This is a genomic window from Candidatus Poriferisodalis sp. (genome assembly GCF_965198245.1).
Lineage (GTDB): Bacteria > Actinomycetota > Acidimicrobiia > Acidimicrobiales > Poriferisodalaceae > Poriferisodalis.
The window spans coordinates 2,778,314-2,803,600 of record NZ_OZ240249.1 but is presented as its reverse complement, the minus strand read 5'-3'; the positions used below and the strand labels follow the sequence as shown (position 1 = coordinate 2,803,600).

Here is a 25,287-nt window from a genome sequence, read left to right as displayed (position 1 = left end):
GAGCCACAGGCGTCCGCCTCGCAGAATTCGCCCCTGTGCGATCTCGGCCTGGCGATACGCTTCGAATGTCGGGAGCGCCTGTCCCGCTCGAGCCATACCGAATGGAGTTCTGGTGACCACCAAGCCCGACCCGTTCACGGTCCCATTCGGGACCATCTTCTGTGACTGGATGACGACGGCGCGAGCCGACGACGGGCCGTACGTGTATGGCGGTGCCGCAGAACCGTTCGGCGACTTCACGATCAGCCCCGCGGCGCACGTGCTCCACTACGGGAGCGCCATCTTCGAAGGCCTGAAGGCACATCGGCAAGTGGACGGGTCGCTGGCGATCTTCCAGCTGGACCGCCATGTGAACCGCATGGTGTCCAGCGCGGCTCGGCTGCGCCTGCCCGAGATCGACGGCGTGACGTTGCGCCAGATGATCATCGACGCGGTCGAAGCCAATGCCAGCGAGGTGCCGGACCCGCCCGGCTCGCTCTACATCCGACCGACGCTCATCGGTACCGAACCCGACATCGGCGCTGCTGCCCGCCCGACGCGAAGCGCGCTGCTCTATGTCGTCAATTGCCCGGTAGGCGACTATTTCACTGGCGGTATGCGACCGCTGACGCTGTTGGTGGAAACGTCGACGCCGCGCACCGTGCCGCAGTTCGGCATGGTGAAGTGCGGCGGCAACTACGCCATGGCGCTCGCTCCCACGCTTGACGCCATGGCAGGAAACGAGGCCATCGACCAGATGCTGTTCGCCACCGGAGGCGACATAACCGAGACGGGGGCCTCCAACTTCTTCTTGGCCGATGACGAGCGAGTCGTGACGCGGCACCTCGACGAGTCGTTTCTGCACGGCGTGACGCGGGTGTCGGTGATTGAGCTCGCAGCCTCGCTGGGCTACCAGATCGAGGAGCGATTCATCGACCCCGACGAATTGGTCGAATGGGCCGAGCGCGGTGAAGCATTCCTGTCTGGTACCGCCGCGATCTTGGCCCCGGTGGGGACCATCCTGTATGAGGGCAAGACGCTCACTGTGGGTGACCGGGAGCCGGGACGCAACACGATGCGGTTACGTCAGGCATTGGTTGACATCCAGATCGGCGCAGCGCCGGATCCGTTCGGCTGGCGCACGCCCGTGAAGGGCTGAAGCAGCCGCCTTTCAATTCAGGCACGGTGGCCGATGGCCGGGCGCGGGTGCGCGAACATGACGGTGACGGGGCCGAATCGCTTGGCAGCGGAGGCGCAATGTCTGATCACAGCGCCGCTGACGAGAGTGGCCGCATAGTGTCCTGGACCGCCATGGAAGATGGCACGGCCGAGGACTACGAGCAGTTGATGCCGTGGCACTATGCACACACCCGCTCAGGGCTGGTCGACAACCTGCTCGACATCCTGCAGTGCCTGCGCGGCCCCACACTGGGGTATCAGATCGACCGCTACGACCACAGTCTCCAATCGGCAACGAGGGTGTTGCGCAATGGCGAGTCGACTGACTTGGCGGTGGCGGCCCTGTTGCACGACATCGGTGATTCATTCGCGCCGGAAAACCACAGTGCGGCGGCGGCGGCAGTCCTACAGCCCTACGTCGACGAGCGAACCCACTGGGTGGTGGCCCACCACGGCCTGTTTCAGGGCTACCACTACTTCCACCATTTCGGCGGCAACCGTGATGCTCGCGAGCAGTACCGGGGCTCGCCGCACTACGAGGCCTGTCTGGACTTCTGCGAGAACTACGACCAGAACTGCTTCGACCCGAACTACCCCAACCTGCCGATCGAGGAGTTCCGGCCCTTGCTTGACGAGGTCTTCAGCCGCCCTTCAACGGTTCCCGCCACCGCCCCGCTGCCCCGTTGAGATTGCCCCGCTGGCTCCGCCGTGGCTATCGCGCATGTTTCCGCGACGAGCAACTGAGCCTCATTGAAGGCCACAACATGCGAGTCCCAGATCGCGCTATAGATTATTCCCGAGACGTATTATAATTAGCTCACAAAGTGCGCTATAGAATATACCCGAAGTGCACTACGAAGGTCACGATACTGTGTCTGACAATGCTACGAGGCTCACGATGCCGGGCTACCGGCCCCGTGTGGCCGACCGGCAGATCGACGGCACTCTCCGGCGACGCGGGGCGGTTCTGATAGAGGGCGCCCGTGGCTGCGGCAAGACGTGGGCCGGCCGCAACCATGCTCGCAGCGAAGCCCGGTTTGACGATGAGGTCATGCGCCTGCTTGCAGCAGCCGATCCGTCAGCGGTGCTCGGCGGAGGGGTACCGCGTCTGCTGGATGAGTGGCAGAACGCTCCGGACATCTGGCATCCGGTCAGGCGCGAGTGCGATGACCGTGCGCAGCCGGGGCAGTTCATACTGACTGGATCGGCGAACCCCGCCGATGATCTGACTCGGCATACCGGTACGGGCCGAGTCGGCCGGGTCTTGATGAGGACCATGTCGCTGTACGAGTTGGGGGTCTCCACTGGTGCGATCTCGCTGCGTGAGCTGTTCGAGGACGAGGCGAAATCGTCGTTGCCCAATGCCGAGGTACGGCTGATCGATGTAGTGGGTCACCTGGCCACGGGCGGGTGGCCTGGCAGTCTCACGCTGGACGACGAGCAGGCTCGCCTCGCCGTGGGGGACTACATCAATGAGATCGTCCGAGTGGACGTCTCTCGGGCCAGCGGGGTGCGGCACAATCCGGTGGCGGTGCGCCGACTGTTGCGCTCGCTGGCTCGCAACGTGGCGACTGAGGCCGCCGAAGCGAAGCTGGCAGCGGACATGGACGGCGAGATGCCCGGCCGCAATACCGTCGGGGCGTACTTGGATGCACTGCGGCGCATCTTCGTTGTGGAGGATCAGCCGGCATGGTCGGTGAGGCTGCGATCCCGGGCGTCGCTGCGCAAGCAGGCCAAGCGGCACTTCGTCGATCCGTCGCTGGCCGTATCGCTGCTGCGCGCCTCACCAGAGCGACTGCTGGCTGATGCGCAGACGCTCGGGTTGCTCTTTGAGTCGATGGTGGTTCGAGATCTGCGGGTGTTCGGCGCGCCCGAGGGCAGCGAGGTGTTCCACTACCGCGATGACACTGGACTCGAGATCGATGCGATCGTCGAACGTGACGACGGCGCTTGGATCGCTGTAGAGGTGAAGCTGAGCCCTTCTGCGGAGGTCGTAGACCGAGCGGCCACGTCGCTGTTGCGACTGCGGGACAAGATCGCCTCACACCGCCTCGGCGACATGGCCGGCCTCGTGGTGATGACTACCGTCGGCGCCGCCTATCGCCGCTCCGACGGCGTTCAAGTCGTCCCGATCACCCTCCTAGGCCCCTAGCGGATAGGGGCTTGACGTCGCCGACCCCTGTGGCTCACCACAGGGTGGCTACGGGGAATTCCGCAAATGACCGGTCGGCGGTCACCAGCGTCAACGATTCGATCTCAGCCTGCGCCGCAAGCATCCGGTCGAAGGGATCCTTGTGCGCTGATGCGTAGGCACCGGCGCGCTGGGCGTGCGCGAACGTGATGTGCAGGTGGTTGTAGTCGGCTGCCAAGATCAGCTGATCGAGTCGCGACGCGATTGCTCCAAGCCCGTCAAGCCGGCCGAGGCGATGCTTGGTCGAAATCTCCCAGGCGCTCGCGGCGCTCACGACAATCCTCGCCTCAGGGTCCAAAACAGCAGTCCGGGCCGTCGCAGAGAGCGCCGGGTCGTCTGCTAGGCACCACAGCAGGGCATGGGTGTCGAGCAGGAGTTCGTTCACTCTCCCTCCCACGCAGCGAGTTCGTCGTCGGGGAGGGGATCGAAGAACTCGGGCGGCACGTCGAGGCCGCGGAGCAGGCCAATTCGACGCCCTGTTTGTTCCGGTTCGAGCGGCACAAGGCGCGCACATGGCTTGCCGGCTCGCGCAAGGATGATCTCCTCGCCTGCTTCTACCCGGTTGAGCAGTTTGGAGAGGTGGGTCTTGGCTTCATGGACGTTGACGGGTTCAGACATCGGGTTCCTTCTCTCGGTGCGGCGCTCGATTAGCTTAGTCCACTGACTTAGCTAATCAGCCGGATTCCGAATTGCACTCACCGTGGCGAGTTCGGCAGGTTCACCACCGTTGCGGTTCCGACGTGCGCATAGCGCCCCGGTGTGCATGTGAGGACGATTACTTGGCAGTGCTCTCCGGCTGTGGCTATGGCTGCCCCCATGCGCTGCAGCCGGGACGGGTCACTCCATCCCAGCGCATCGTCGATGACGACCGGTGCGCCGTCTCCGTCCGGGCTCACGATCGCTGCGCACGCCAATCGGGCGAGTATCCCCAACTGTTCCCGAGTGCCGGTGCTGAGCTGATCGACATCGAGGGCGATGCCATCAAGCGTGCGCCGAGCAATACCCAGTTGCTCGTCGAGTTCCACCTCGAACGTCGAGTCGAAAACGATTCGCCCGAATTTCTCGATGCGCTCCTTGAATGGAGCGACATACCGCTGCCGGGCTTCCTGTCGTCGGTTGCCAAACGTCTCGTAGAGGAGTTCGGCAGCGAGTGCCCTTCGTTCGAGGCTCTCGTGGTCACGCTCGAGAAATCGCAGCTCGGTCATGGCGTTGTCGTGCTGGGTGTACAGACCCATCTCGCCTCGAGCCTCCAGCCCGCCGCGCAGTTCGTGCTGCCGACTGCTGTTCTCGGCGAGTTCGGTGGCCATGCGCCGCACGGCGTTACCGGCATTAGTGAGTTGGGCCTCGATGGAGTCGGGGTCCTCTGCCTGCAATCTCGTCTGAACGGATCGTGCTGCTTCCTCGGTTTCTGCGACGGCTTCGTCGGCTTGTGCGAGCGCCACCGCAAGGTCTTCGTCGCTGACTTGTGACCGGGCTGTGGTGAGGCGTTCGCCAGCCTGATCGCGCCCCTCTCGTCCCGACTGCAGCTTGCCGGCCAGCTCTGCTGCGTCCAGCTGAGCTCGAGTGAGTGCCGCGCTTGCGCTCGTGGCTGCCTCGGTGCAGGACTCGAGTTCTGCACTGCGATCCTCGACAGCGGTCTCGAGTTTGGCGACCAAGGCTGCCGCTTCCCGTAGGCCCGCGGGAAGCGGAGGCTGCGACTGCCTGCTTGCGTTGAATTCCTCGATGCGCCCCGAATGCCGATTCGCCATGCGCTTGAGCTCTTCCGCAGTCAGGTCGCGCAGGTTCTCCGTGATGGTCTCGCGGGCATCGTCGCGATCCCGCAGCGCGGATTCCTTCCTGTCATTGGCGGCGCGTGCCGATGCCAGATCGGGAACATTGCCTTCGTCGCAGAGCCGTTGGAGCTCTCGCCGAGCCGCATCGAGTTCCCGGGCGGTTTCTGCAGACCCCTTGCCGGCCAGCACGAGCACCGTCGCACTGTCGTCGATTCTCAGCTCGGCTGCATCGCTGACGGAGACTGCAAGCTGCTGGCCCGCAGCAAGGTCATGTCCCGTCCCGTCCACCTGTACGGCGACGGCGCGCAACGCGGTGGTCGTGACCCCGGCGGCGGCGTTATTGGCCGACGCTTCGGCTCGTACTACAGCGATGTGGGCTTGATCGATGCTCTCGACGAGATCGCCGTCGACACAGATGTTCTCAAGGACGGATTCGGCGCCTGCCAGACGGACTTGAGCATCGTCGATGCGTCCGAGGCGTTCACCGAATTGAGCGACTTCGATCACTCGGCGGTGATGGTCACGGTCGTCACATGCCTGTTTGTGCGCGGCGATTGCTTGATCCAGGGCCTCTTGGGCCGCGTCGCGGCTGCCCTCGGCGTCGGTGACCCGCTGGTCCGCGGCGTTCAATGCGGGAGCTGTCTCTTCGAGCTTGACGTCCAGTGCCGCTAGCGCCTCCTTCTGGCGATCGAGATCGGAGACCAATTCGGTGCGACGAGCGGCCTCGGCCTGTCGCTGGTTGCGTTCGCTCAACGCCGCGCCATGTGCCGCCTCCCGCTGTTGCGCCGCATGCGCCAATTGCTCGACGTGTCTCCAACGCTCGGCCAGTTCAATCTCGAACTCTTGGGCTGACTGATGTTCGTCCTCGAGCTGTCTATGACGCTCGACGAGACCGGAGAGCGTGTCGGCGTCAGCTTGGATCTGGTTCAGGGCCGCTTCGAGTTCCCCGACCCGATCCCGTGCGGCGCGGACCCTGCCCTCCAAGTCCGCACGTTCCTTGGACACCCGACCCGTTGCGGTCCAGTAGCGACCACGCTCGGTTTCGATGCGGTCCCACAGGGCATCGTCGTCACCCGTCGGGCCGTCGCCGCCTGCAGCATGGTCGAGTGCGGTGCCGAGGGAGCGAACGTCGAGCGACGGCAGGCGCAACTCGGTGCCTTGGTGCACTCTCAGGGCCTCCCACAGACTCCAATCGAGCGTCTCGTCGAGCATTTGGCGTACCCGCTCATGGGCTTCACGTCCCGTGAGCGACTCGGACCGGGGTTCGGTGACAGCGAGGGTTGTCTCAGGACGTCGCCTCCAGCGTTTGCGATAGACGAAGCGGTAGTCGCCAGATGACAGCTCCGCTTCGGCCTCTGGGCCGACATCTCTGCCAACGGGTTGGATCGACCGAATACGGGCCTTGTTGGACGAATCCAGCTCGCTGAGGAGTAGGTCGAGGGCTTCGAAAATGCTGGTCTTGCCGATCTCATTGTCACCTTCGACGATCGTCACGCCGTCATCTGCGAACTCCAGCTCGCAGTCGCCGATGCCGCGATAGTTGTGGAGCCGAATTCGATGAACTCTCATTGGGCCGTTCCTGAGAGGCGATGCAGCAACGCCAACCCGTCCCGGGCCGCGAGCGCTTCCTGATCGTCACCGGAACTCGCAAGATCTCGCAGATCGCACAGCCCTTCGTGCGCGAATCCTGAGAGACCGAGGACCTCGAAGTCGGCATCATCAGGTAGGACGACAAGGTCCGTGCGCCGCTCCCAAGGCTCGAAGGCGGCGAGCAAGTCGGTTTGCAACTCGAGTAGTCGATCGAGGCGGGCTCTCTGAGCGACCGAAACCTGCCCGACCGCAGACAGCTTCACGATTGTGCGTTCTTTGTCCTCGAGGGAGGCGAGCCATTCCTCCAATGCGTCGATGTCAGCATCTGACGCCAAGTGAGACTCGTGCCGCTCGAAGGTCCAGGTACCGACTCGATGCGGCCTCACCTCGATGTGGCCCGGTTCGAGTTCTACGACGAGCACGTTGCCGGGGTCGATCTCGTCGTAGTCAGTGGGTTCCGGTGCGCCGGAGTACCAGACGCGGCTGCTGGTGCCTTCGTCCGTTGTGGAGTGGCGGTCGCCGAGCGCGACATAGTGGATCTCTCCGGCCTCAATGCGCTCTTCCAGACGGGCGAGCGTGATGAGCGCCGGGTTGTCAGCGTCCGGTGAACGAGAGTCGAGGGCACCGTGGCCGGCAATGATTCGCAACGCTTCGGTCGGCTCTTGCAGCGTGCACGCCTGATCCACCAGATCGCGGAGCGGACGCTTGGAAGTCAACGGAGCGGCCACCAACTCGACGCCTTCGCCCACTGGGACGGGCTGCGGGCTCTCCAATACGACGACGTTTGCCGGTTGGTGCTCACGGAACCTGCGTGATCGGTAGATCGACGCGGCGTCGAGCGGATCGTGATTGCCTGGCAGGAGGTAGAAGGTCACCTGCGGAGTGGAGGCCATTGCGTCCAGTGCCCGAACGAGTACCTGCCGGTCGATCTGGTTGGATTCGAACACGTCGCCGCACACCAGGACAAACCCGCAACCCTCTTCGGCTGCGAGTTCGCCGATACGCCGCACCGCATCGAGCCGCGCTCCGCTGAACCGCGGCTGCGCCTCTCCGCTAAGAAAATGGCGCGTCATCCCGAGCTGCCAGTCGGCTGTGTGAATGAACTTCATGGCACGCCACACTACGCAAGGGATGTCACGGTCATGCCCTGAATTTGGATCCGGCGGTCAGGTGTGAACCGGCGGGGCGTAGCCATCGGCTACGGGCTGTGGCCGTTCCCACGGTGGATGATGCGGGTGCAGTGGTGTACTGGTGTTCGGCCCGATGTTGGCCCACTGAGTGTTGTTCGGGGCAGCGGGTTGTGCCGGATGCTCGGGCAGGCCGGGGTTGCGCTTGCCCGGAATGTTGCTATGGGCTGCGGGCGGTGGCTGGTGCTCGGGCAGGCGGCCCAGAGTTGTCGTGCTCGGGTGGCAGCAGGCGGGGTCGGCCGTCGGGTGGGGTGTGGATGTGGCGGTCGTGTTGGTGGAGGTCTGTGTGGCAGTCCCAGCACATCGATGCCAGGTTCGGCACTTCGGTGAGGCCGCCGTTTTCGTAGTAGTCGATGTGGTGAGCTTGGGTGTGCTCGCTGGTCAGCTCGCAGCCGATGCAGCCCCCATCGCGCACGGCCAGGATGAGCCGTTGGGCGTCGCTGGCGTTGCGAGCGCGGCCCAGGGCCAGGTCGGACCAGTCTGCTTTGAACATCGCGGGCAGCACCTTCGCGTCGACGCCGTGCTCAGCGAGCATCCGCGCTGACAGCGGCGTGCCGTCATCGAGACGGGGGTTGGCGAGCCGGTCGTTCACAGTGTCGTAATCGGCGATGATCACCAAGCTCGTGTTCGCCCGCCGCACCTTGGCCGTGCCGGCGATGAGGTCGCTGATCGCATCGGCGGTGAGCTGCCGCCGCGTCGGCTCGGTGTCGCTGCTGAGGCTGCCGTCGGCGTCGATGCCGACACCGCCGGTGCCGCTGGCGTCATCTTGGGCGCGGCGCCGCAGCGATCGCACCATGGCTTGGATCGTCGCGTTGACGTGCCGGCCGGTGATGAAATCGAACGTGACCCACAGATGCCACATGCCGTCAGTGCCCAGCCGCATCGATCCCGAGCGCTCGGCGCGCTGCAACTCCAGCTCGGCGTCGATCGGGCCGAGACCCTTCGCTGCGGCCTCGGCCTCGAGATCCGCGTACACCTGCTGGCTCACATAAGCGAACGGGTGACGAGCAACCGTGTCAGAGGGATACGCCCGGCACAGCTCCAAGAAATCCGCCTCGCTGCGACGATGCTTCTTCGGGGTCTCGCGGGCGATTACTCGTGCATGAGACAGCTGGATCTCACCCTCTGCCAACGCGTCGAGTGTGTCGGTCATGTCGTGCTCGACGAGGCTCTCTGCCAACCGGGCTTCTGAGCGAGCCTGCGGTGAGTTCATCCGGGTCAGCTCACGCAGCACATGCGCAGCGCCCTGAGCCCCATTGCGAGACGTCAGCTCCCCCAATGCAGCCAGATACTCAGCCTCGACGCGAGCACGCTCCGCGACCAAACGCACCACACGGTCCTTCAGATCGAGATTGCTCAGCACCGCCAGATCGACATCGGCAACGCCGTCGGGCGCAATCGTGGCCTCGCCGGCTCCACACCTAGCGTCGGCAGCGGCCTCGGCTGAACCGGATGCGTGTGCAGCTGATCCGTTGCCGTAACTGCGATGCGCAGGCGGGTCGATGAACATAGGGAAAGCATACACTCGTATGCCACCAAATGCGAACGTTCGCGCGCACCAATTTCGGCAAACTTCAGGAATCGCGGCGAGAATTCCGGCCACTGCAGATTCGCGGTTGCTTGATTCCGCGATACGCCGATTCGTGCGCCAGATCAGTCAGGGTGACCGCAGCGAACTCATGAAGAGTGCGGTGTGGCCAGAGTTGGTTCGCATGCTGATGGGTCAGGACGATCTGGGTGGAAGAACCAGGAGTCAGTGACTCCGCTCGCAGGTCTGTGTCGGGAATTCGAGCCTTCTAGGCGGCGCCGCGACCTCGCCAGATCTGGCTGACTGAGTCGCCTATGCGAACCGTGCCGGGTTGGATGACTCGGCAGTTGACGCCACGCAGGCGCAGATCAGGTCCCTCGCCGGTGTTCACGAACCGCAAGGCCTCGCGACCGAAGCGTGCTGCGTACTTGGCGCACCCGGCGTGCGGCTCAACAGCCACCTCAAGCACTGCATCGCCGACAGAAAGCTGCGTGCCTGCCGGAAGCGCTTCGTGGCTGATGTCGAGGTCTGCGTAGATCTGGTCGCCCGCCAGCGGCCAGCGTTCGATCGGACCAATGATCGCTGCCGCGACGCGGGAATTCATGATGGTGATCTGCATGTTGGGGTGCGGACCCCCGTCGGCCGACAGCGAGGTCCCGCGCTGGTTCCAGGTGTCACCCTCGATGCCCTCGTCAGCATTGATGCGGGCCTCGCTCAGCACCTCGCGGGCATCTTCGCCGGGGCGGCGGACGATGAGCTGGATCGTGCCGGCACCAGAGGGCGCCTCGCGAATGTGCGGTAGCGCTGCTTCCAGCTCCCCGGTGCTGCGATGGCGAGCCTCGTCGTTGTGGGCAACCGGGTCGGCTGTGGCGGTTTCCGTTGATGGGTTCATGAAGAGCTGCCTCACAGCGTGATCGTCGGTTTCGGGCATGTCATGCCGTCACCAGCGGGAATTATCGCGGCGCATCCGGCTGCGAGGAAATGAATTCCAGCTGCAGGTCGCGTGCGGTGGCCTCCGGGCTGCGATCCTCGGGGTCGCCGAACCCGCCGCCGCCGGGGAATTCCACAAGCAGGCGGCGGTCGCCGGGGATCACCGAGCGGCCCTTGGCACGCACCTCAGTGCCGTCGTCGAGCGACAGTCGGCCCAGCGCACCTGGCCCACCGCCATGGCGGCCACGGGCTGGATACACCGTCCGCTCGTACGTGGCGCTGATCGCGAAATCCCGCCCCTGGCGGTTCTCAAGCTCGATGATCTGGCCCAGCCCGCCCCGGTACTTGCCCGACCCGCCCGAATCGGTGCGGAACTCTTTGCGCCAGAACACCAGCGGCGAGCCGATCTCGTTCACCTCGACGGGCATGTTGCGCACTCCGCTGGGGAATGCCGTGGCCGACAAGCCGTCCGCTTTCGGGCGTGCCCCGGCGCCGCCGGAATGGAAGCTCATGAGGATGTACCGCTCCAGCTTGCGCCGATTGGACTCGTCGCCGGATTGTCCGACCGTCGTCTGGGAGCGATTCGTTGCGCCGACTCCGGTGTCGGGCTGCCACATGCCGGTGCCGAGCAGGTTCCACAGCGACGACGTGCCCTCGGCGGGCACCCGTTCGGGCACAACCTGGCTCAGGCAGCCGAACACGGCGTCGGGAAGCAGTTGACCCATGACGTGGCGCACGTTCACTGCCGCCGGATGGGGTGCATTGAGAATGCAACCCTCAGGCGCTCGGACCCGAACCGCATCCAGTGACCCTGTGTTGTTCGGGATGTCGGATCCGATGATGCATCGCACGCCGAACGACGTGTAGGCGTCGGTGTAGGCCATCGGCACGTTGATGCCCCAGCTGGACTGGGGTCCTGTACCGGCGAAGTCCACCTCGATGCCGTCATCGGTGACGGTCAGGGAGCACACGATGTCAATGGGTTCCTCCATGCCGTCGACCCGCATGGTCGAATTCCAAGTGCCTCCCGGCAGCTCGCCGATGGCGTCGAGCATTGCCCGGTTCGACGACGAGATGACGTGTTCGGCCAGTTCGTCAAGGTCGGCCATGCCGTACTCATTCATCATCGAGATCAAACGGGCCGCACCGGTCTCGTTGCAGGCGGCCAGCGAGTGGATGTCGCCGATGACCTGTACGGGATCGCGCACATTGGCCTCGATGATCGCCACCACGGTGGGATCGAAGACGCCGTCGGTGGCGAACTTCAGGATCGGCAGGTACAGGCCCTCGTGGTACACCTCTTTCGAATCGGTGGTGAAGCCGGCCCCGCCGATGTCCACGACGTGGCTGGTGCAGGCGAACAGCGCCACCAGCTCGCCGTTGCGGAACGCCGGCGTGACCACCACGATGTCGAAGAGGTGGCCGGTGCCCTTCCAGGGATCGTTCGTGAGGAAGATGTCGCCCGGGCGCATCTCCGAAGCGGGAAAGCGGTCCAGGAAGTGCAGGACCGAGTACGCCATGGAGTTGACGTGGCCCGGTGTGCCGGTGACCGACTGCGCGAGCATCCGGCCCTGCGGGTCGAAGATCCCTGCAGACAGGTCGCCTGCTTCGCGAGTTGACGTGCTGAAGGCAGCACGGACCAGCGCTCGCGCCTGTTCCTCGGTAACCGAGATGAGGCGGTTCCACTGCACTGCCAGCCGCACAGCGTCGAGAGCGGCTGCTCCGGCGGCTCGGCTCGTGCCCTCAGAAGTTGTCGCAGCTTCGCCCAGCCGGCGAGTGCCATTCGATGCTGAACCGATTGTGATCCGCAGATGTCCACCCGAAGTGACCGTCGACACGAATCCCTCCGGCACCACCGTGGTGGTCTGGTCCTCGGTGATCAGTGCAGGACCGAACAGCCAGTCGCCTTCTCGCAGCACATCCCGCTCGTAGACGCCATGGGCGACGGCTCGACCAGTGTTGGTGTCGGTGACGAGCGTGGTTGTTGGCGAAGCGACCGGTTCAGCAGCGACCTCGGGGTGCAGCGATGCGGCCTCGGCTTGTGGCGTGCGAACTTCCAGCAGCCAGCTGAGCACCTCGATTTCGAGGTTGCCGATGTGGCGGGTGTAGAGCTGCTGGTAGGCCTTGGTGAAGGCCGTCCGCAGCTGGCTGCGCAGTTCGGCGTCACTGGGGTTGGCCACGTCCTCGAACAGCAGCGCGGCGGCGTCGACCTCGACCGTGATCTCGTGGCCTTGGCCCCGGTAACGCATGAGGGCGCGCACGTGCGTGGTGGTCTCGGCGTCGGGCGCAGCAGCCCGCACGATCGCGTTGGCTTCGTCGGCCATGTCGCCCAGCAGTTCTGCCAGGCTCGTCGCAGTCAGCTCGCTGACGCGGGCATGGCGCGTGCGGACCGATTCGTGGGCCACCGGTGCCCGCAGGAAGCCGATGGCCGAGCCCACGCCGGCCCCGGCCGGCACCACGATGTCGTCGATGCCGAGCTTGGCGGCCACCCGGGCAGCGTGCAGTGGGGCCGCACCGCCGAAGGCGATCAGCGTGCCGCTGCTGATGTCGCAGCCCTGATCGGCAGCGTGAACGCGGCCGGCATTCGACATGTTCTCGTCGACGACTTCGGTGATGCCGATCGCAGCGAACGTCGTCTGCAGTCCAGCCGGTTCAGCCAACACAGCAGTGAGCGCCTTGGCAGAAGCGTCAGGGTCGAACCTGAGCGTGCCGCCGGCGAAGCGTTCGCCCAGCAGCCTGCCCAGCACGGCGTCAGCGTCGGTCACGGTGGGTTCGGTCCCGCCGCGTCCGTAGGCCGCCGGCCCCGGTTCTGATCCGGCACTGGCTGGGCCGACGGTGATGCGGCCGAGTGCGTCCAGGCTTGCGATCGAGCCGCCCCCGGCGCCGATCTCGACCATCTCGATCACCGGCAGGCGCAACGGCAATCCGCTGCCCGCCAGGAACCGGTACTCGCGGCCGATCTCGAATTCGCGGTTCGTGCGGGGATGGCCGGACTCGACGATGCACAGCTTTGCCGTGGTGCCGCCCATATCGAAGCTGAGCGCCCGCTCGCAGTCGAGGCCCCGGGCTATTTCCGACGCGAGGATCGCGCCGCCTGCCGGTCCGCTCTCGATGAGCCGGACCGGGAGGCGCAGCGCCTCGGCGAGCGTTCCCAGCCCGCCGCCGGAGGTCATCAGGCAGAGCTCGCAGCCCAGGCCCAGCGCTGCCAGCCGCTCATCCAGGTCGGTCAGGTAGCGCCGCATGAGCGGCGCGATGTAGGCGTTGGCGCACGCTGTGGAGAAGCGTTCGTACTCGCGGATCTCGGGGCAGACCTCGCTGGACAGGGTGACGCTCACCTCTGGCCAGCACTCCGCCAGGATCTCCGCGGTGCGTTCCTCGTGGCGGGAGTCGAGATACGAATGCAGGTAGCCGACCGCCACGCTGGTGACGCCATCGGCTGCCAGCGATTCGGCAGCGGCCCGGACAGCATTCTCGTCCAACGCCAGCAGCACGCTCCCGTCGGCAGCCAGTCGTTCGGGGATGCCGATACGCCGGTGCCGCGGCACGAGCGGTTCGGGCCGGCGCATGTATAGGTCGTATTGCTCGAACCGGTTCTCGTGAGCCATCTCGACCGAGTCGCGAATGCCTTGGGTCGTCAGCAGCGCCGTGCGTGCGCCGCGGCGCTCGATGAGTGCGTTGGTGGCGAGCGTGGTGCCGTGGATGAACACGCCCACCTCCGCGGGTGTGACACCCGCCTCGCTCAGGACGGCCTCGACACCGGTGAGCACGGCATCGGCGGGCGACTCTGGCGTGGTCAGTACCTTCACCGTGTGCAGCGCTGGATGCGCGCCTGCGCCACCGTCGACCTCCAGCGCGATGTCGGTGAAGGTCCCGCCGATGTCGGCTGCGAGCCGCACGCGTGCGCCTGCCATCGACCCAGCGTAGGCGAGCCGCATTCGGTCGCCGCTAGTAGCTGCGGGGTACCGTGCAGGTGTGGCGAGTGGCGACCAGCGGGCCGGCAGGCCGCCCCCAGGAGCCGGTGCCGGACTCCGTGTCGGCATCGTGCGAGCAACCTGGAATCCCGACATCGTCGATCGGCTGTCGGACGGCGTCGGGCGGGGCCTCGATGAGCTGGGGATAACCGAGGTAACCCAAGTGACCGTGCCTGGGTGTTTCGAAATCCCGCTGGCGGCGAAGCTGCTCGCTGAGGCCGGCCAAGTCGACGCGATCGTCACTATCGGTGCGGTCATCCGCGGTGAGACCACGCACTACGAACTCGTCAGCGAAGGTGCCGCGCAGGGCGTCATGGCAGTTCAGCTCGATACGGGCATCCCGGTCGGCTTCGGCCTCGTCACGGTCGAGAACATCGAACAAGCCCTCGAGCGCAGCGAAGGCCCCGGAGGCCACAACGTGGGCGAGGACGCGGCCTACGTGGCTGTCACGATGGCCCTGCTCGACCGCAACGTCGCAGCCGACGGGGACTGATTGGCGCGGCCTCTAGGCCGGGTCGGGGCGCATGCGCACGAGCACCTTGCCGACGGCTTCTCGTTCATCCAGCAGCCGGTACGCCTCTGCAGCCTGCTCGAACGGCAGTACCTGCCCGATCGGCGGCCGCACGGCGCCCGTGGCGATCATGTCGAGAAGACGTTCATGGATGCGGGCCGGGATTGTGGGGTCAGCGGCCACGGCTTCGCCCCAGGCGGCGCCGATCAGGCTCACGTTGCGCAACAGCAGCCGGTTCACCTTGACGGTCGGGATCTCGCCGGCTGCGAAGCCCACCACGACCAGCCGGCCGAAGCGCGCCAAGGCCCGGATCCCGTCCAGGAAGCGGTCGCCTCCGACGGGATCGTAGGTCATGTCAACGCCACGTCCGCCGGTGAGCTCACGCACTTCGTCCTTCCAGGTGTCGCTGATGAGCACGATGTGGTCGGCGCCAGCGGCCGTGGCGATCTCGCCCTTCGCTTCAGTCGAGACCAGACCGATGACCGGCCCTGCGCCGACCGCCTTGGCCACCTGGATGCCCGAAGTGCCGACGCCGCCAGAGGCGCCCAGCACCAGCACGGATTCGCCCTCGCGCAGGCCGGCCCGGTCGATCATGCAGAACACTGCCGTCTGGTAGTTCATGACCAGCGCGGCGCCTTGCGCGAATGACAGCTCCGAAGGCAGCGCGAACAGGTCACGGGGCCGGGAGGCCACGACTTCGGCGAGGCAGCCGTTCGACCACACGCAGACTCGATCACCGGCGGCAAAGCCCGACCCGGCGGGCGTTGAACGCACTACGCCTGACGCCTCGATTCCTGGCCGGAAGGGCGGATCAGGCCGGTACTGGTAGAGCCCTTGGCTCTGCAGCAGGTCGGGGAATGACACCCCGCCGCAGACGATGTCGACGATCACCGACGCGCCGTCGGGATCGGCCTCCGGTTCAGGAGCGTCGACAACAGCGACGCCGGCGGGGCCGGTCAGGGACTGCACTTCCAATGCACGCATGGCGACACGATTGCACAACGAGCGCCTGCGCCGCCTCTCAGGAGCAGATCGCGGGCCGCTGGTACTGTTGGCCTCGAATTGGCGACCAGGCGCGGCAGCGCCGATGGGGGAGAGCGATGCGGTACTACTCGTGTGACTCGCACGTGGTCGAGGCGGCCGAGATCTACGCAGGGCTGACCGATCGGTTCGGCGACCGGGCACCGTTCATCAGCAAGGGCTACAACGACAAGCCGGGCACCTGGTTGGTTCTGCCGGGCGGCATCCGTCCGGTGCCGGTGGGCCGGCTCGGCATAGCGGGCGCGAGCCTGTCCGATCCGGCAACCCATGCCCGCATCGAGCTGGGCTACGACGGCTTCAACCCCGGCGTGATGGATCCGACGGCGCGCCTCGACGAACAGGCTCAGGACGGGATCGTGGGCGAGGTCATGTACCCCAGCCTGTCGATGTTCACGTTCGCAATCCCTGACGACGAGGTGCGAGACGCCGCGTTCCGGAACCACAACGACTGGGTGCTCAACTATTGCTCGGTGGATCGCAACCGCCTCATTGGCGTCGGCTGCCTGCCGTTGCCAGACGTGGAACGGGCAATCGCAGAGATCGATCGCTCGGCCGAGCTCGGCGTGCGCGGGTTTGCCATCCCCGCTCACATCGACCCAGCCAAGCCCTACTGCCATCCCGACTTCGACCCCTTCTGGGCCCGCACCCAGGAGTTTGGCGTGCCGCTCACCATGCACATCTTCACGGGGTCAAACCTCGAGGGCGGGATGCCCGAGCACTGGGGCACACCAGGCGGCCACCTGAAGGGCTACACGCTGGCCCACACGACCATCGCCAACACGATGATCGACCTCATCTGCGGTGGCGTCGTCGAGCGATTCCCCGAACTGCGCTTCGTATGCGCCGAGTACGAGACCGGCTGGGTGGGCCACTTCAAGCAGCGTCTCGACCACGCTGCGTACCGCACCCCGTGGGAGGTGTCCGACGAGCTCACCATGAAGCCGTCGGAGTACTTCGACCGGAACTTCTGGGTCACCTTCGAAGACGACGTCGAAGGCATCGCCACCCGGCACTCGATCGGCGTCAGCAACCTGCTGTGGGGCAACGACTACCCCCACCACGACTCGATCTGGCCGAATTCGCGGCCAATCCTCGACGAGATTCTCTCGGGCGTTCCCGACGACGAAACCGAACAGATGGTCTGGAGCAACGTCATCGAGCTCTACGGGCTCGATCCAGACGCTCTCCCCGCAGCTGCCTGAGCCTGAGCTGCTCGCGGCTGCGCCGCCTGTGCTTGTTGCTCGCGGCTGCGCCGCCTGTGCTTGTTGCTCGCGGCTACGCCGCGACGAGCGGTTCGAGGTGAGCGCGGATGGCCTCTGCCACCCGTTCGCCGTCTTCCATGGGGCCGAAGTGGCTGAGCTCGGCGAACGCCTCGAGGCGCCCATTGCCGAGAGCTTCGGCGATGGGCTGTGCCACTTGGGGCGGGATCTGGTTCCACTGGGCAACCGAATCGCCACGAGCCACCACCGTCGGGCATGTCACTGTGGCGAAATCGCTGTAGTCGATGGGCACGCCCGCCTCGTAGATGCGTGCCTCGGTATCACCTGAGCACGACAGCCGGACGGCATCGTCGCCTGAGGGGTACGTGCCGATCTCGACGTATGCCCGCACCGCCTCGGGCTCGCAGCGCGAGAACGGGGGTTTCGAGACGAAGCGCTCGTACGCCTCGTCGACGGTCGCGAAGCGAATGCGGCGTCGCCGTGACGCCACCACAAGCTCGTGATCGGAATCAGGCATCGGAAAGCCCTCGGACACGAGCACCGGTTCGTAGAGATACAGCCCCCGGTAAGTGCCCGGCTGGCGCAGCTCGGCGAGCAGGAGACTGGCTGCCCCCAAGGAGTGACCCACTGCCAGCATCGGCTCGCCGCCCAAGGCGTTGACTGCGGCCAGTACCTCGTCGACGAAGCGCGGTCGCTTGACCGACATGGCGTCATGCTGCGGCCGCGAAGCGCCGTGGCCGCGGAAGTCAAGTCCCCAGCAGTGGAACGTGTCGCGCAGATGTGGCACCACCGTCGCCCACATGCCGGCGTTGAGGCCATTGCCATGAGTCATCAGCAGCGGTACCCCGTGCCCGCCGAGGTCGTGCAGCACGGCATGCTCGCCGTCGGAGGTGGTCAGCCGCAGCATCGCCGGGGCACATTACTGGCCTGGCTGTGGATTGTCTCAACGATCGGGTAGCCGTTGCCGCTGCCAGCGTCGCTGTGCTGCAGGCATACTTTCGTCATGGCGAACTTCACACGCGGCTCCGTGGACATCCACTACGACGAGTACGGCTCCGGCTTCCCGCTGTTGCTCATAGCCCCAGGCGGGATGCGTTCGGCAGCTTCGTTCTGGGAATCGACCCCTTGGAATCCGATCACTCAGCTGGCCGACCAGTACCGGGTCATCGCAATGGATCAACGAAATGCCGGCCGTTCGACTGCCCCGATCTCGGCGGAAGACGGTTGGGCGACCTACACCGAAGACCAGCTGGCGCTCATGGATCACCTCGGCTGCGAGCAGTGCCACCTGGCAGGAATGTGCATCGGCGGCCCCTACATCATGGGGCTGATCGGAGCAGCGCCTGAACGGGTTGCCAGCGCCACGCTGTTCCAGACCATCGGGCTCGACGAGAACCGCCACGCCTTCTATGACATGTTCGACGACTGGGCAGCTGCCATCCGCGATGCGCATCCCGACGTTGACGAGGCGGCTTGGAACCAGTTCCGGTCGAACATGTACGACGGCGACAACTTCCTGTTCAACGTGGACCGGGACTTCGTGGCCACCGCGCAGACGCCGCTTCTGGTGCTGCTCGGCAACGACCTGTATCACCCGGAGTCGTCGTCGCGGATCGTTCACGATGTCGCGCCGAACTCGACACTGATCGAGGACTGGATGGAAGGAAGCGGGCGGGCTGCTGCGATGAAGCAATTCGCCGCATTCCTGGCCGACCACACTCCCTGAGCGGACCGAGAGCATGAGCGGATAGGCACTGCCTCCTCCGCAGCGGTCGCAGCGCGTTAGCTTGCGCGCATGACTCCCGCAGCCAACACAGAAAGCTCTCCCAGCACCGATCACCGGCTTGACGGCAAGGTGGCGGTGGTCACCGGGGCGAGCCGTGGCATTGGCGAAGCCAGCGCCCGAGCGCTGGACGCCGCCGGTGCCCGGGTGGTGCTGACCGGGCGGACCACTACGGATCTCGACCGCGTGGCGGCCGTGCTGCGCCATGACCCGGTCACCCTGACCGCCGATCTCGCGCCGGCAGGCGCTGGCACCGACTTGGCTCGTCGCATCCTCAACGAGGTCGACGGCGTGGATGTGCTTGTCAACAATGCGGGCATTCCCATGCGGCGCACGCCCGCACAGCTCACCGAAGCCGATTTCGACCTGGTGTTCTCGATCAACGTGCGGTCCTTGGTGATGCTGAGCACCGGCCTGGCACCGTCGATGATCGCTCGTGGCGGCGGTTCGGTCATCAACATCAGCTCGGTGGCCGGCGTGCACGGTCCGCTCGGCCGTGTTGCCTATGCCGGCACCAAGGGCGCCGTCGACGCCATGACTCGGGCCCTCGCCGCCGATTGGGGCCCTGACGGCATCCGGGTGAACTCGATTGCACCTGGTCTGATCGCCACGGCCATCTGGGAAGAGGCACGCAACAACGTGCCGGGCCTCGTCGAGGACCTTGCCGGCCAGGTAGCGCTCAAGCGCTGGGGCTTCGGCGGCGACATCGCGGACGTCGTGCTGTTCTTCGCGTCCGATGCTTCCCGTTACGTCACCGGCGAGACGCTCGTGGTGGACGGTGGTCTGGCCCGGGTGACCGCAACGAACGCTCCGCCGGCGCTGCCCGAACTCGAAGACTGACAGGCACCCATACGCGCAGAGGGTGCCGAACCGGAGTCCGGCACCCTCTGTTGTGCGCCTGCGCCGTCAGCCCTGACGGGCGACGGCTGCGTTCAGTTGTCTACGCAGCGGCGCGTGCTGCGTCGAGCCAGGCATCGACCGTGCCCCGATTGTTGGCGATCCAGTCAGTAGCCAGATCGGCCGGAGCGGCACCTTCGCCCTGCTCCACGTTGGCCAGCGACACCTCGATCACCGACAGCTGCACTGCTTCGAGCAGCGCTGCCGCCGCCGGGTTGGCGGCGAGGAAGTCGTTGTTAGCAGTGACGAGGATGTCAGCGGCGATCCAGCCGATCTTGCACTGGCCGGTCTCCTGATCCGCTGCCGACGGGCACTGGTCGGGACCGATGGCCGCATAACCGCCTTCGCCGGTGCCACGTTGGTCGTACTCCTCGCCGCCCTCAGTACCGGTCGGGTTGGAGTCGTCCAGGATCTCGTTGACGCCCATCCAGTAGACGTTGTCGCCCGGCCGCAGCTGGGTGATGTACGCGGAGGGGGTCCAGGTGTAGGCCACCATCGGGACGCCCTCATTGGCCGCATCGACAGCCTGGGCGAACATGGCGTCATACCCGGCGATCGTCTGGTTGAGGTTGTCCCAGCCAGAGAAGGCGATCTGCGCTGTGATGATGTTGTCGCAGGTCCACGACTCGGGGCAGCCGAAGATGTCGGCAATGCCGTTGCCCGGCACCGGGTCGGTCGCGTCGAATGCGGCGAGCGCATCGGCGTTCTCGTTCAGCTGATCCATGGTGTAGACGCCGAACTCGTCCGCGAACGACTTGGTGACCAGGAAGCCTTGCAGGCCGCCTGCGATCATCTCTTCGCCGACGATGCTCAGGTGATCACCGACGAGCGAGCCGTCAGGCAATTCGCCGGCCAGCCACGCGAGGTGGCCCGGGTACCAGCTGTTGGCCCAGAAGTCCATCTGGTCCTCGGCCATGGCGATGTAGCCGTTGTTCGGCCCGAGCTCGAGATCGGCCGGATCGGACACCGTGTAGCCGAGTTCCTGCAGCAGTTGCCGGTAGAGCTCAGCCTGGAAGTAACCGGTGCTCCAGTTGGCCCGGCCCATGGTGACGCTGACACCCTCACCAGGCGTCATCGACATCTCGTCGGCCATGTCGTCGTCGGCCATGTCGTCGTCGGCCATGTCGTCGTCGGCCATGTCGTCGTCGGCCATGTCGTCGTCGGCCATGTCGTCGTCGGCCATGTCGTCGTCGGCCATGTCGTCGTCGGCCATGTCGTCGTCGGCGGGTGCGGCGGGTGCCTCTGTCTCTGCAGTGGCAGTGCCATCACCGTCGTCATCACTGCCGCACGCGGCAGCGAATAGCGCGAATGCTGCTAGTAGCAACAGCAGCTTGGTCAATCGTTTCGTTTTCATTTCGGAGATCCTCCCTGATCTGCGACAGATTGCGTCACGCGGCGCACCGTGTTGCGACCACGCATGTGCGGTGCCGTTCGCCCGGCTCGACGAGGGCTCCTTGAATGGCAGCGTAGTCGGGGTGCTGGCGCGCCCTAAACCCTAGACCGCGCATACATGTTCGGATTACGTTGCACGTTTCGGCTCAGCAATTAGCCGGTGTTGGCGGGGATATCGCCGTAGATCTTGTTCCGCTCGAACTCTGACAGGGTTCCCCGGGTCGTGGCGAAGATGGTTACGCCCGCTGTCAGGACGAACACCGAGCCGACGCCGGAAACGAAGTTGGTGTCGGCAACGCGCACAATCGTCACGATCCATGCCAGCGTCACCACTGCGATGCCGAGACCGGTGCCGGCTACGAGCGTGCTCCATCGATAGCGGAATGACTCGTCGATGCCGAGCAGCCCTATGGCGGGAACCGACAGCACGAGCGCAGCCACACCCGCGATCAACATCCAGATGCCGAAGCCGGCGCCTTCGGACTCGAAGCCATCGTGAATGACGTCGCCAGTGCGCTTCGCCGTGGCGATCGTGCTGGCAATATCGGCCGACGCCGCAGTCTCGTCCTTGCGGGCGTCGCTCTCTTTCTTGCGCCACTCGCGTTCGAGCTCGACGTCGCCCGCCGCAGCGGCTTCGTCTCCAGCCACCCGAGCCGCGGCCGCCCGCTGGGCAGCATCTGTGCCAAAGGCCTTGATAGCGTCGATTTCCGCCTGCAATTCGTCGTCGATGACGGATTCGGTTCGGGTGTCGAAGCTCCAACCTGAGTAGCCGCCCATCACCAGCAGCACCACGGCGAACGAGCCGCCGAGCAAGCGGCCCCAGCTCACGTTGGCGGGCAAGGGTCGACGGGCACTCATCGGCGCACGCCACACCCAGGCGCATGCGCCGATGCTCGCAACGAGCGCGCCGATGACACAGAGGTAGACGCCGGCGCCAGCGCTGTAGATGCCGAGTTCCTGCACATTGTCTGGAGGGCGCGCCAGCATGTACGCGGCCGATACGACGAGCGATGCCAGCGAGAACACCACGGCACCGTGAGCGGACAACCAGCGAGATCCCCGGCCCGGCCGCACGAGCGTGTTGAGGGCCCCGAACAGCGCCGCAATCATCATCAACGCAATGAAGATGCCAAACCACGAGCCGCCGGAGGCCGAGACACCGTTGAAGCTGTTGGACGCGAACGAGGTGCTGCCATCGCAGATCAGGTCGCTCCCGCTGGGCGCCAGCGGGTCAAGGGCTCGCAATTCGATCCAGTTGCCGGAGCACTGCTCTGTTCGCAGATCGACATCGGAGGTGCGGGCATAGGCAGACACCAAGCCGGCATCGACGTTCCACGGCAGCAGGAGTGCGACGAGTGCGGCGACAGCGCCAAGTGCAGTGACCATCACGGCGGTCCGCTCGCCGCCGCTCGCATCCACGAAGGCTTCGTCCGGCGTCTCGGGTTCAGGTTCGGGCCTGGCGCCGGTCGAACTGGCCGCTTCTGCTTCAATCAGCAGCTTCTCGGGAGTCCTGCGATTCCTCCATGCGTGTGTGATGCGGCTGAGCAGGTTTCCGGATTCGCCCGCCTCAGGCTGGCTCAGCCGGTCGAGCACGACCGCAACGAGGAAGAACGCAAGACCACACGAGCCGGCCTGCGCCAGATCGAGGTTGGAGATGGCCTGGAAGAGGCAACGGCCGAGACCGCCCGCACCCATGATCGCGGCGATGCCGAGCATCGAGATGGCCAGCAGCAGCGTCTGGTTGAGACCCGTCATGATCGCCGGACGCGCCAACGGCAGCTGCACATCGGCCAGGACGCGCCACTCCGGCGCGCCGTAGGCGCGGGACGCTTCCACCACGTCCTCGGGCACCTGCCTGATGCCGAGGTTCGTCAGCCGGATCAACGGCGGCAAAGCGAACGTCATCGTGACCATCGTCGCGGAGACGAATCCGACGCCGAAGAAGAAGATGAACGGCAGCATGTAGACGAACGAGTGGACGACTTGCATCGCGTCGAGGACGGGTCGCACCACCTTCCAGGCACCATCGACCCGACCGCAGAGAACGCCGACGGGTATCCCGATGACCACGCAGAGCAGCACGGCGACGCCGATGAAGCCGATCGTCAAGGCCGTCTCTCGCCAGAGCTGCTCGCCGAGCAGGCCACAGATCATCAAGCCCAGGAATGACAGGAGTCCGACCTGGAAATTCCGCACGAGCCATCCGAGCAGGAACACTGCGATGCACACCGTCAGCCACGACATCTGCAGCAGCCATTCGTCGACGATGATGTGCAAGAGCTTGGCGAAGGGCCATTCGATTGCTTCGAGGGTGGCCTTCATGTTGTTGTCCACCCAGAACACCACTTGCTCGACCCAGTCGCCGACGGGGATACCCCAATTGTCGAGCACGGTGTTCTGCCGGATCTGCGCGACGACTCCCGACGTTTGATTGACGAGTTCCCCTTCGCTGTCGACAATGGCGTCGCGTAACTTGATTCTCTGGCCGTCGACGGTGTACGGGTGGGTGCCTGAGCTAACAATTGCCTCGGAGCGCAGGCGGTACCACCCCACGGCGACTAGGCCGACAAGACCTCCCGCTGCCAGTCCGTAGCGACGCCCGATAGCGCCCCCGAACAGCAGCAGCGCGGGGATGATGAAGACCGCCAGCAGGATCGCCCACTCGATGCCCGTCGTGAGCCAATCGGCAAGCCGATCGCCCGCTTCGGGACTGGTGACGACGTCGATGAAGCCGTCGACGAAGTGGCCGCTCTCGTCGTCGGCCTGCGCGAACAGTGCAGCGGCGCTCACATGAACACCTCCCGCTCGAAGCCTTCTATGAGCTGCTCGACTCTGCCCATCTCCTCCATGATCAGGCGGGGATCCAGATTGCCGACGAGCTTGCCGTCTTCGTCGACGACGGCAATGGAGAGACCGCGGCCCGCTGATGCATAGAGCTCATTGAGCGTGGCGTCAGGGTTGCACTGGTCGAAATCGGACCGCAGCGCCTTGGCGAGATCGTTGCTGCCCATGCCGCGGGCACGCAGACCGTCGGCTGCCGTCAGCAGCGAAGTCGGTTTGCCGGACGAGTCGCAACAGAAGCGGCCCGCGATGTCACTGCAGAGTGTGAGCGCATCGCTGAGCGACATGTCTGCCGGTATCGGCCGTGGCTCGGACATCACCTCATGTGCCTTGATGACACGCCCTTGGTCGACGTCCTGAACGAACTCGGCTACGTAACCGGTGGCGGGCTCGGTGAGGATTTCCTCGGGCGTGCCGATCTGCACGACCGCCCCGTCCTTCATGATGCAGACCCGGTCACCGATGCGCAGTGCCTCGTTGAGGTCGTGGGTGATGAACAGGATCGTCTTGTGGACCTCGTCCTGGATCTCCATCATCTCGTCCTGCATTTGGCGCCGGATGAGCGGGTCGAGAGCGCTGAACGCCTCGTCCATGAGCAGGATGTCCGGGTCTGAGGCCAGCGCCCGTGCGAGGCCCACACGCTGCTGCATGCCGCCTGACAGCTGGGCGGGCCGGTGTTCGGCGAACGCAGCGAGGCCCACCAGCGACAATGCGCGCATAGCGGCATCGTTCCGCTCGGATCGGTCGACCTTCTGCACCTTGAGGCCGTAGCCGACGTTGTCGATCACGCTGCGGTGCGGAAAGAGGGCGAAGTGCTGAAAAACCATGCCCATTTTTTCCCGCCGGAACTCCTGCAGGTCGGTTCCGTCGAGCTTTTGCACGTCGGTGCCGTCGACGATCACCTCGCCATGAGTGACGTCGTGGAGCTTGTTCACCGTCCGGATGGCGGTCGACTTGCCTGAACCGGACAGACCCATCACTACGAATATCTCGCCACGGTTGATCGAGAAGCTCACGTCGGTGAGCCCGACGACATGGCCCGAGAGCCGTTGCACATCGTTCTTGGGAACGCCAGAACGGGCCAACTCGAACGCGCGGCCTCTCGGCTGCGGCCCGAAGATCTTGTACACCTCGTTCAGGCGGATGATCTCGTCGTCCGCAACGGAGCCGTTGGCTGCGTCGTCGCTCATAGGTTCCTCCTGCTGTATCGGGTGACACGTTAGGCGCGCCGCGGGTACTGGTAGGCAATCCGCGCGCGTCTGGCTGGAAGGGGTG

19 protein-coding genes are annotated in these 25,287 nt (G+C 65.4%); 7 read left to right on the top strand and 12 right to left on the bottom strand.

Annotated features, from left to right (window positions below):
• Window positions 1–169 precede the first annotated feature (169 nt).
• The 3 genes from ilvE to ACOCMM_RS12600 all read left to right on the top strand — a co-directional run bounded on the left by ilvE (window position 170) and on the right by ACOCMM_RS12600 (window position 3,310).
• A complete protein-coding gene (gene ilvE / locus ACOCMM_RS12610) occupies window positions 170–1,138 on the top strand; it encodes a branched-chain-amino-acid transaminase (protein ID WP_419554876.1) in 969 nt (322 codons plus the stop codon).
• 152 nt (window positions 1,139–1,290) lie between these two features.
• Complete coding sequence (locus ACOCMM_RS12605; RefSeq protein WP_419553491.1) at window positions 1,291–1,845, top strand: HD domain-containing protein; 555 nt, start codon at window positions 1,291–1,293, stop codon at window positions 1,843–1,845.
• A gap of 184 nt (window positions 1,846–2,029) precedes the next feature.
• A complete protein-coding gene (locus tag ACOCMM_RS12600) occupies window positions 2,030–3,310 on the top strand; it encodes an ATP-binding protein (protein ID WP_419553490.1) in 1,281 nt (426 codons plus the stop codon).
• A gap of 34 nt (window positions 3,311–3,344) precedes the next feature.
• Here the strand turns inward: ACOCMM_RS12600 and ACOCMM_RS12595 are convergent, their stop codons facing one another.
• From ACOCMM_RS12595 to ACOCMM_RS12565, 7 genes are all read right to left on the bottom strand, one after another.
• Window positions 3,345–3,734 (bottom strand): type II toxin-antitoxin system VapC family toxin, encoded by a 390-nt coding sequence (locus tag ACOCMM_RS12595; protein ID WP_419553489.1) that lies wholly within the window; start codon window positions 3,732–3,734, stop codon window positions 3,345–3,347.
• Window positions 3,731–3,967 carry a type II toxin-antitoxin system Phd/YefM family antitoxin gene (locus tag ACOCMM_RS12590; RefSeq protein ID WP_419553488.1) on the bottom strand — a complete coding sequence of 79 codons (237 nt, stop codon included), beginning with the start codon at window positions 3,965–3,967 and terminating at the stop codon, window positions 3,731–3,733. The genes ACOCMM_RS12595 and ACOCMM_RS12590 overlap by 4 nt, the downstream gene beginning before the upstream one ends.
• A gap of 77 nt (window positions 3,968–4,044) precedes the next feature.
• Window positions 4,045–6,690, bottom strand: coding sequence for an AAA family ATPase (locus ACOCMM_RS12585; RefSeq protein ID WP_419553487.1), 2,646 nt, complete (start codon window positions 6,688–6,690; stop codon window positions 4,045–4,047).
• Window positions 6,687–7,820 (bottom strand): metallophosphoesterase family protein, encoded by a 1,134-nt coding sequence (locus ACOCMM_RS12580; protein WP_419553486.1) that lies wholly within the window; start codon window positions 7,818–7,820, stop codon window positions 6,687–6,689. The genes ACOCMM_RS12585 and ACOCMM_RS12580 overlap by 4 nt, the downstream gene beginning before the upstream one ends.
• A 238-nt stretch (window positions 7,821–8,058) precedes the next feature.
• Entirely contained in the window at window positions 8,059–9,408 is a 1,350-nt protein-coding gene (locus ACOCMM_RS12575; RefSeq protein ID WP_419553485.1) for an HNH endonuclease signature motif containing protein, read from the bottom strand.
• Between the two features lie 286 nt (window positions 9,409–9,694).
• A complete protein-coding gene (locus ACOCMM_RS12570; RefSeq protein ID WP_419553484.1) occupies window positions 9,695–10,318 on the bottom strand; it encodes an MOSC domain-containing protein in 624 nt (207 codons plus the stop codon).
• 61 nt (window positions 10,319–10,379) lie between these two features.
• Window positions 10,380–14,267, bottom strand: a complete 3,888-nt coding sequence (locus ACOCMM_RS12565; protein WP_419553483.1) for a hydantoinase B/oxoprolinase family protein — start codon at window positions 14,265–14,267, stop codon at window positions 10,380–10,382.
• 61 nt (window positions 14,268–14,328) lie between these two features.
• Here ACOCMM_RS12565 and ribH point away from each other — a divergent pair, with 61 nt between their 5' ends.
• Window positions 14,329–14,820 (top strand): 6,7-dimethyl-8-ribityllumazine synthase, encoded by a 492-nt coding sequence (gene ribH, locus ACOCMM_RS12560; protein ID WP_419553482.1) that lies wholly within the window; start codon window positions 14,329–14,331, stop codon window positions 14,818–14,820.
• Between the two features lie 12 nt (window positions 14,821–14,832).
• Here ribH and ACOCMM_RS12555 read toward each other — a convergent pair whose 3' ends face one another.
• Complete coding sequence (locus ACOCMM_RS12555) at window positions 14,833–15,822, bottom strand: NADPH:quinone oxidoreductase family protein (protein ID WP_419553481.1); 990 nt, start codon at window positions 15,820–15,822, stop codon at window positions 14,833–14,835.
• 116 nt (window positions 15,823–15,938) lie between these two features.
• Between ACOCMM_RS12555 and ACOCMM_RS12550 the strand changes: the two genes are divergently transcribed.
• The gene (locus ACOCMM_RS12550) at window positions 15,939–17,081 is read left to right on the top strand and encodes an amidohydrolase family protein (protein ID WP_419553480.1); all 1,143 of its coding nucleotides are present in this window, start codon (window positions 15,939–15,941) and stop codon (window positions 17,079–17,081) included.
• Between the two features lie 73 nt (window positions 17,082–17,154).
• On the opposite strand, the gene ACOCMM_RS12545 is transcribed toward ACOCMM_RS12550, so the two are convergent.
• Entirely contained in the window at window positions 17,155–18,006 is an 852-nt protein-coding gene (locus ACOCMM_RS12545) for an alpha/beta fold hydrolase (protein ID WP_419553479.1), read from the bottom strand.
• Between the two features lie 96 nt (window positions 18,007–18,102).
• On the opposite strand from ACOCMM_RS12545, the gene ACOCMM_RS12540 reads away from it, so the two are divergent.
• Complete coding sequence (locus tag ACOCMM_RS12540) at window positions 18,103–18,825, top strand: alpha/beta fold hydrolase (RefSeq protein WP_419553478.1); 723 nt, start codon at window positions 18,103–18,105, stop codon at window positions 18,823–18,825.
• Between the two features lie 69 nt (window positions 18,826–18,894).
• Window positions 18,895–19,722, top strand: coding sequence for an SDR family NAD(P)-dependent oxidoreductase (locus tag ACOCMM_RS12535; RefSeq protein ID WP_419553477.1), 828 nt, complete (start codon window positions 18,895–18,897; stop codon window positions 19,720–19,722).
• Window positions 19,723–19,822: 100 nt separating this feature from the next.
• Here ACOCMM_RS12535 and ACOCMM_RS12530 read toward each other — a convergent pair whose 3' ends face one another.
• The 3 genes from ACOCMM_RS12530 to ACOCMM_RS12520 form a co-directional block, all read right to left on the bottom strand.
• Window positions 19,823–21,133 carry a glycine betaine ABC transporter substrate-binding protein gene (locus tag ACOCMM_RS12530; protein WP_419553476.1) on the bottom strand — a complete coding sequence of 437 codons (1,311 nt, stop codon included), beginning with the start codon at window positions 21,131–21,133 and terminating at the stop codon, window positions 19,823–19,825.
• 191 nt (window positions 21,134–21,324) lie between these two features.
• Complete coding sequence (locus ACOCMM_RS12525) at window positions 21,325–23,961, bottom strand: ABC transporter permease (protein ID WP_419553475.1); 2,637 nt, start codon at window positions 23,959–23,961, stop codon at window positions 21,325–21,327.
• The gene (locus ACOCMM_RS12520; protein ID WP_419553474.1) at window positions 23,958–25,202 is read right to left on the bottom strand and encodes a quaternary amine ABC transporter ATP-binding protein; all 1,245 of its coding nucleotides are present in this window, start codon (window positions 25,200–25,202) and stop codon (window positions 23,958–23,960) included. Before ACOCMM_RS12520 ends, ACOCMM_RS12525 begins: the two co-directional genes overlap by 4 nt.
• Window positions 25,203–25,287: the final 85 nt, after the last annotated feature.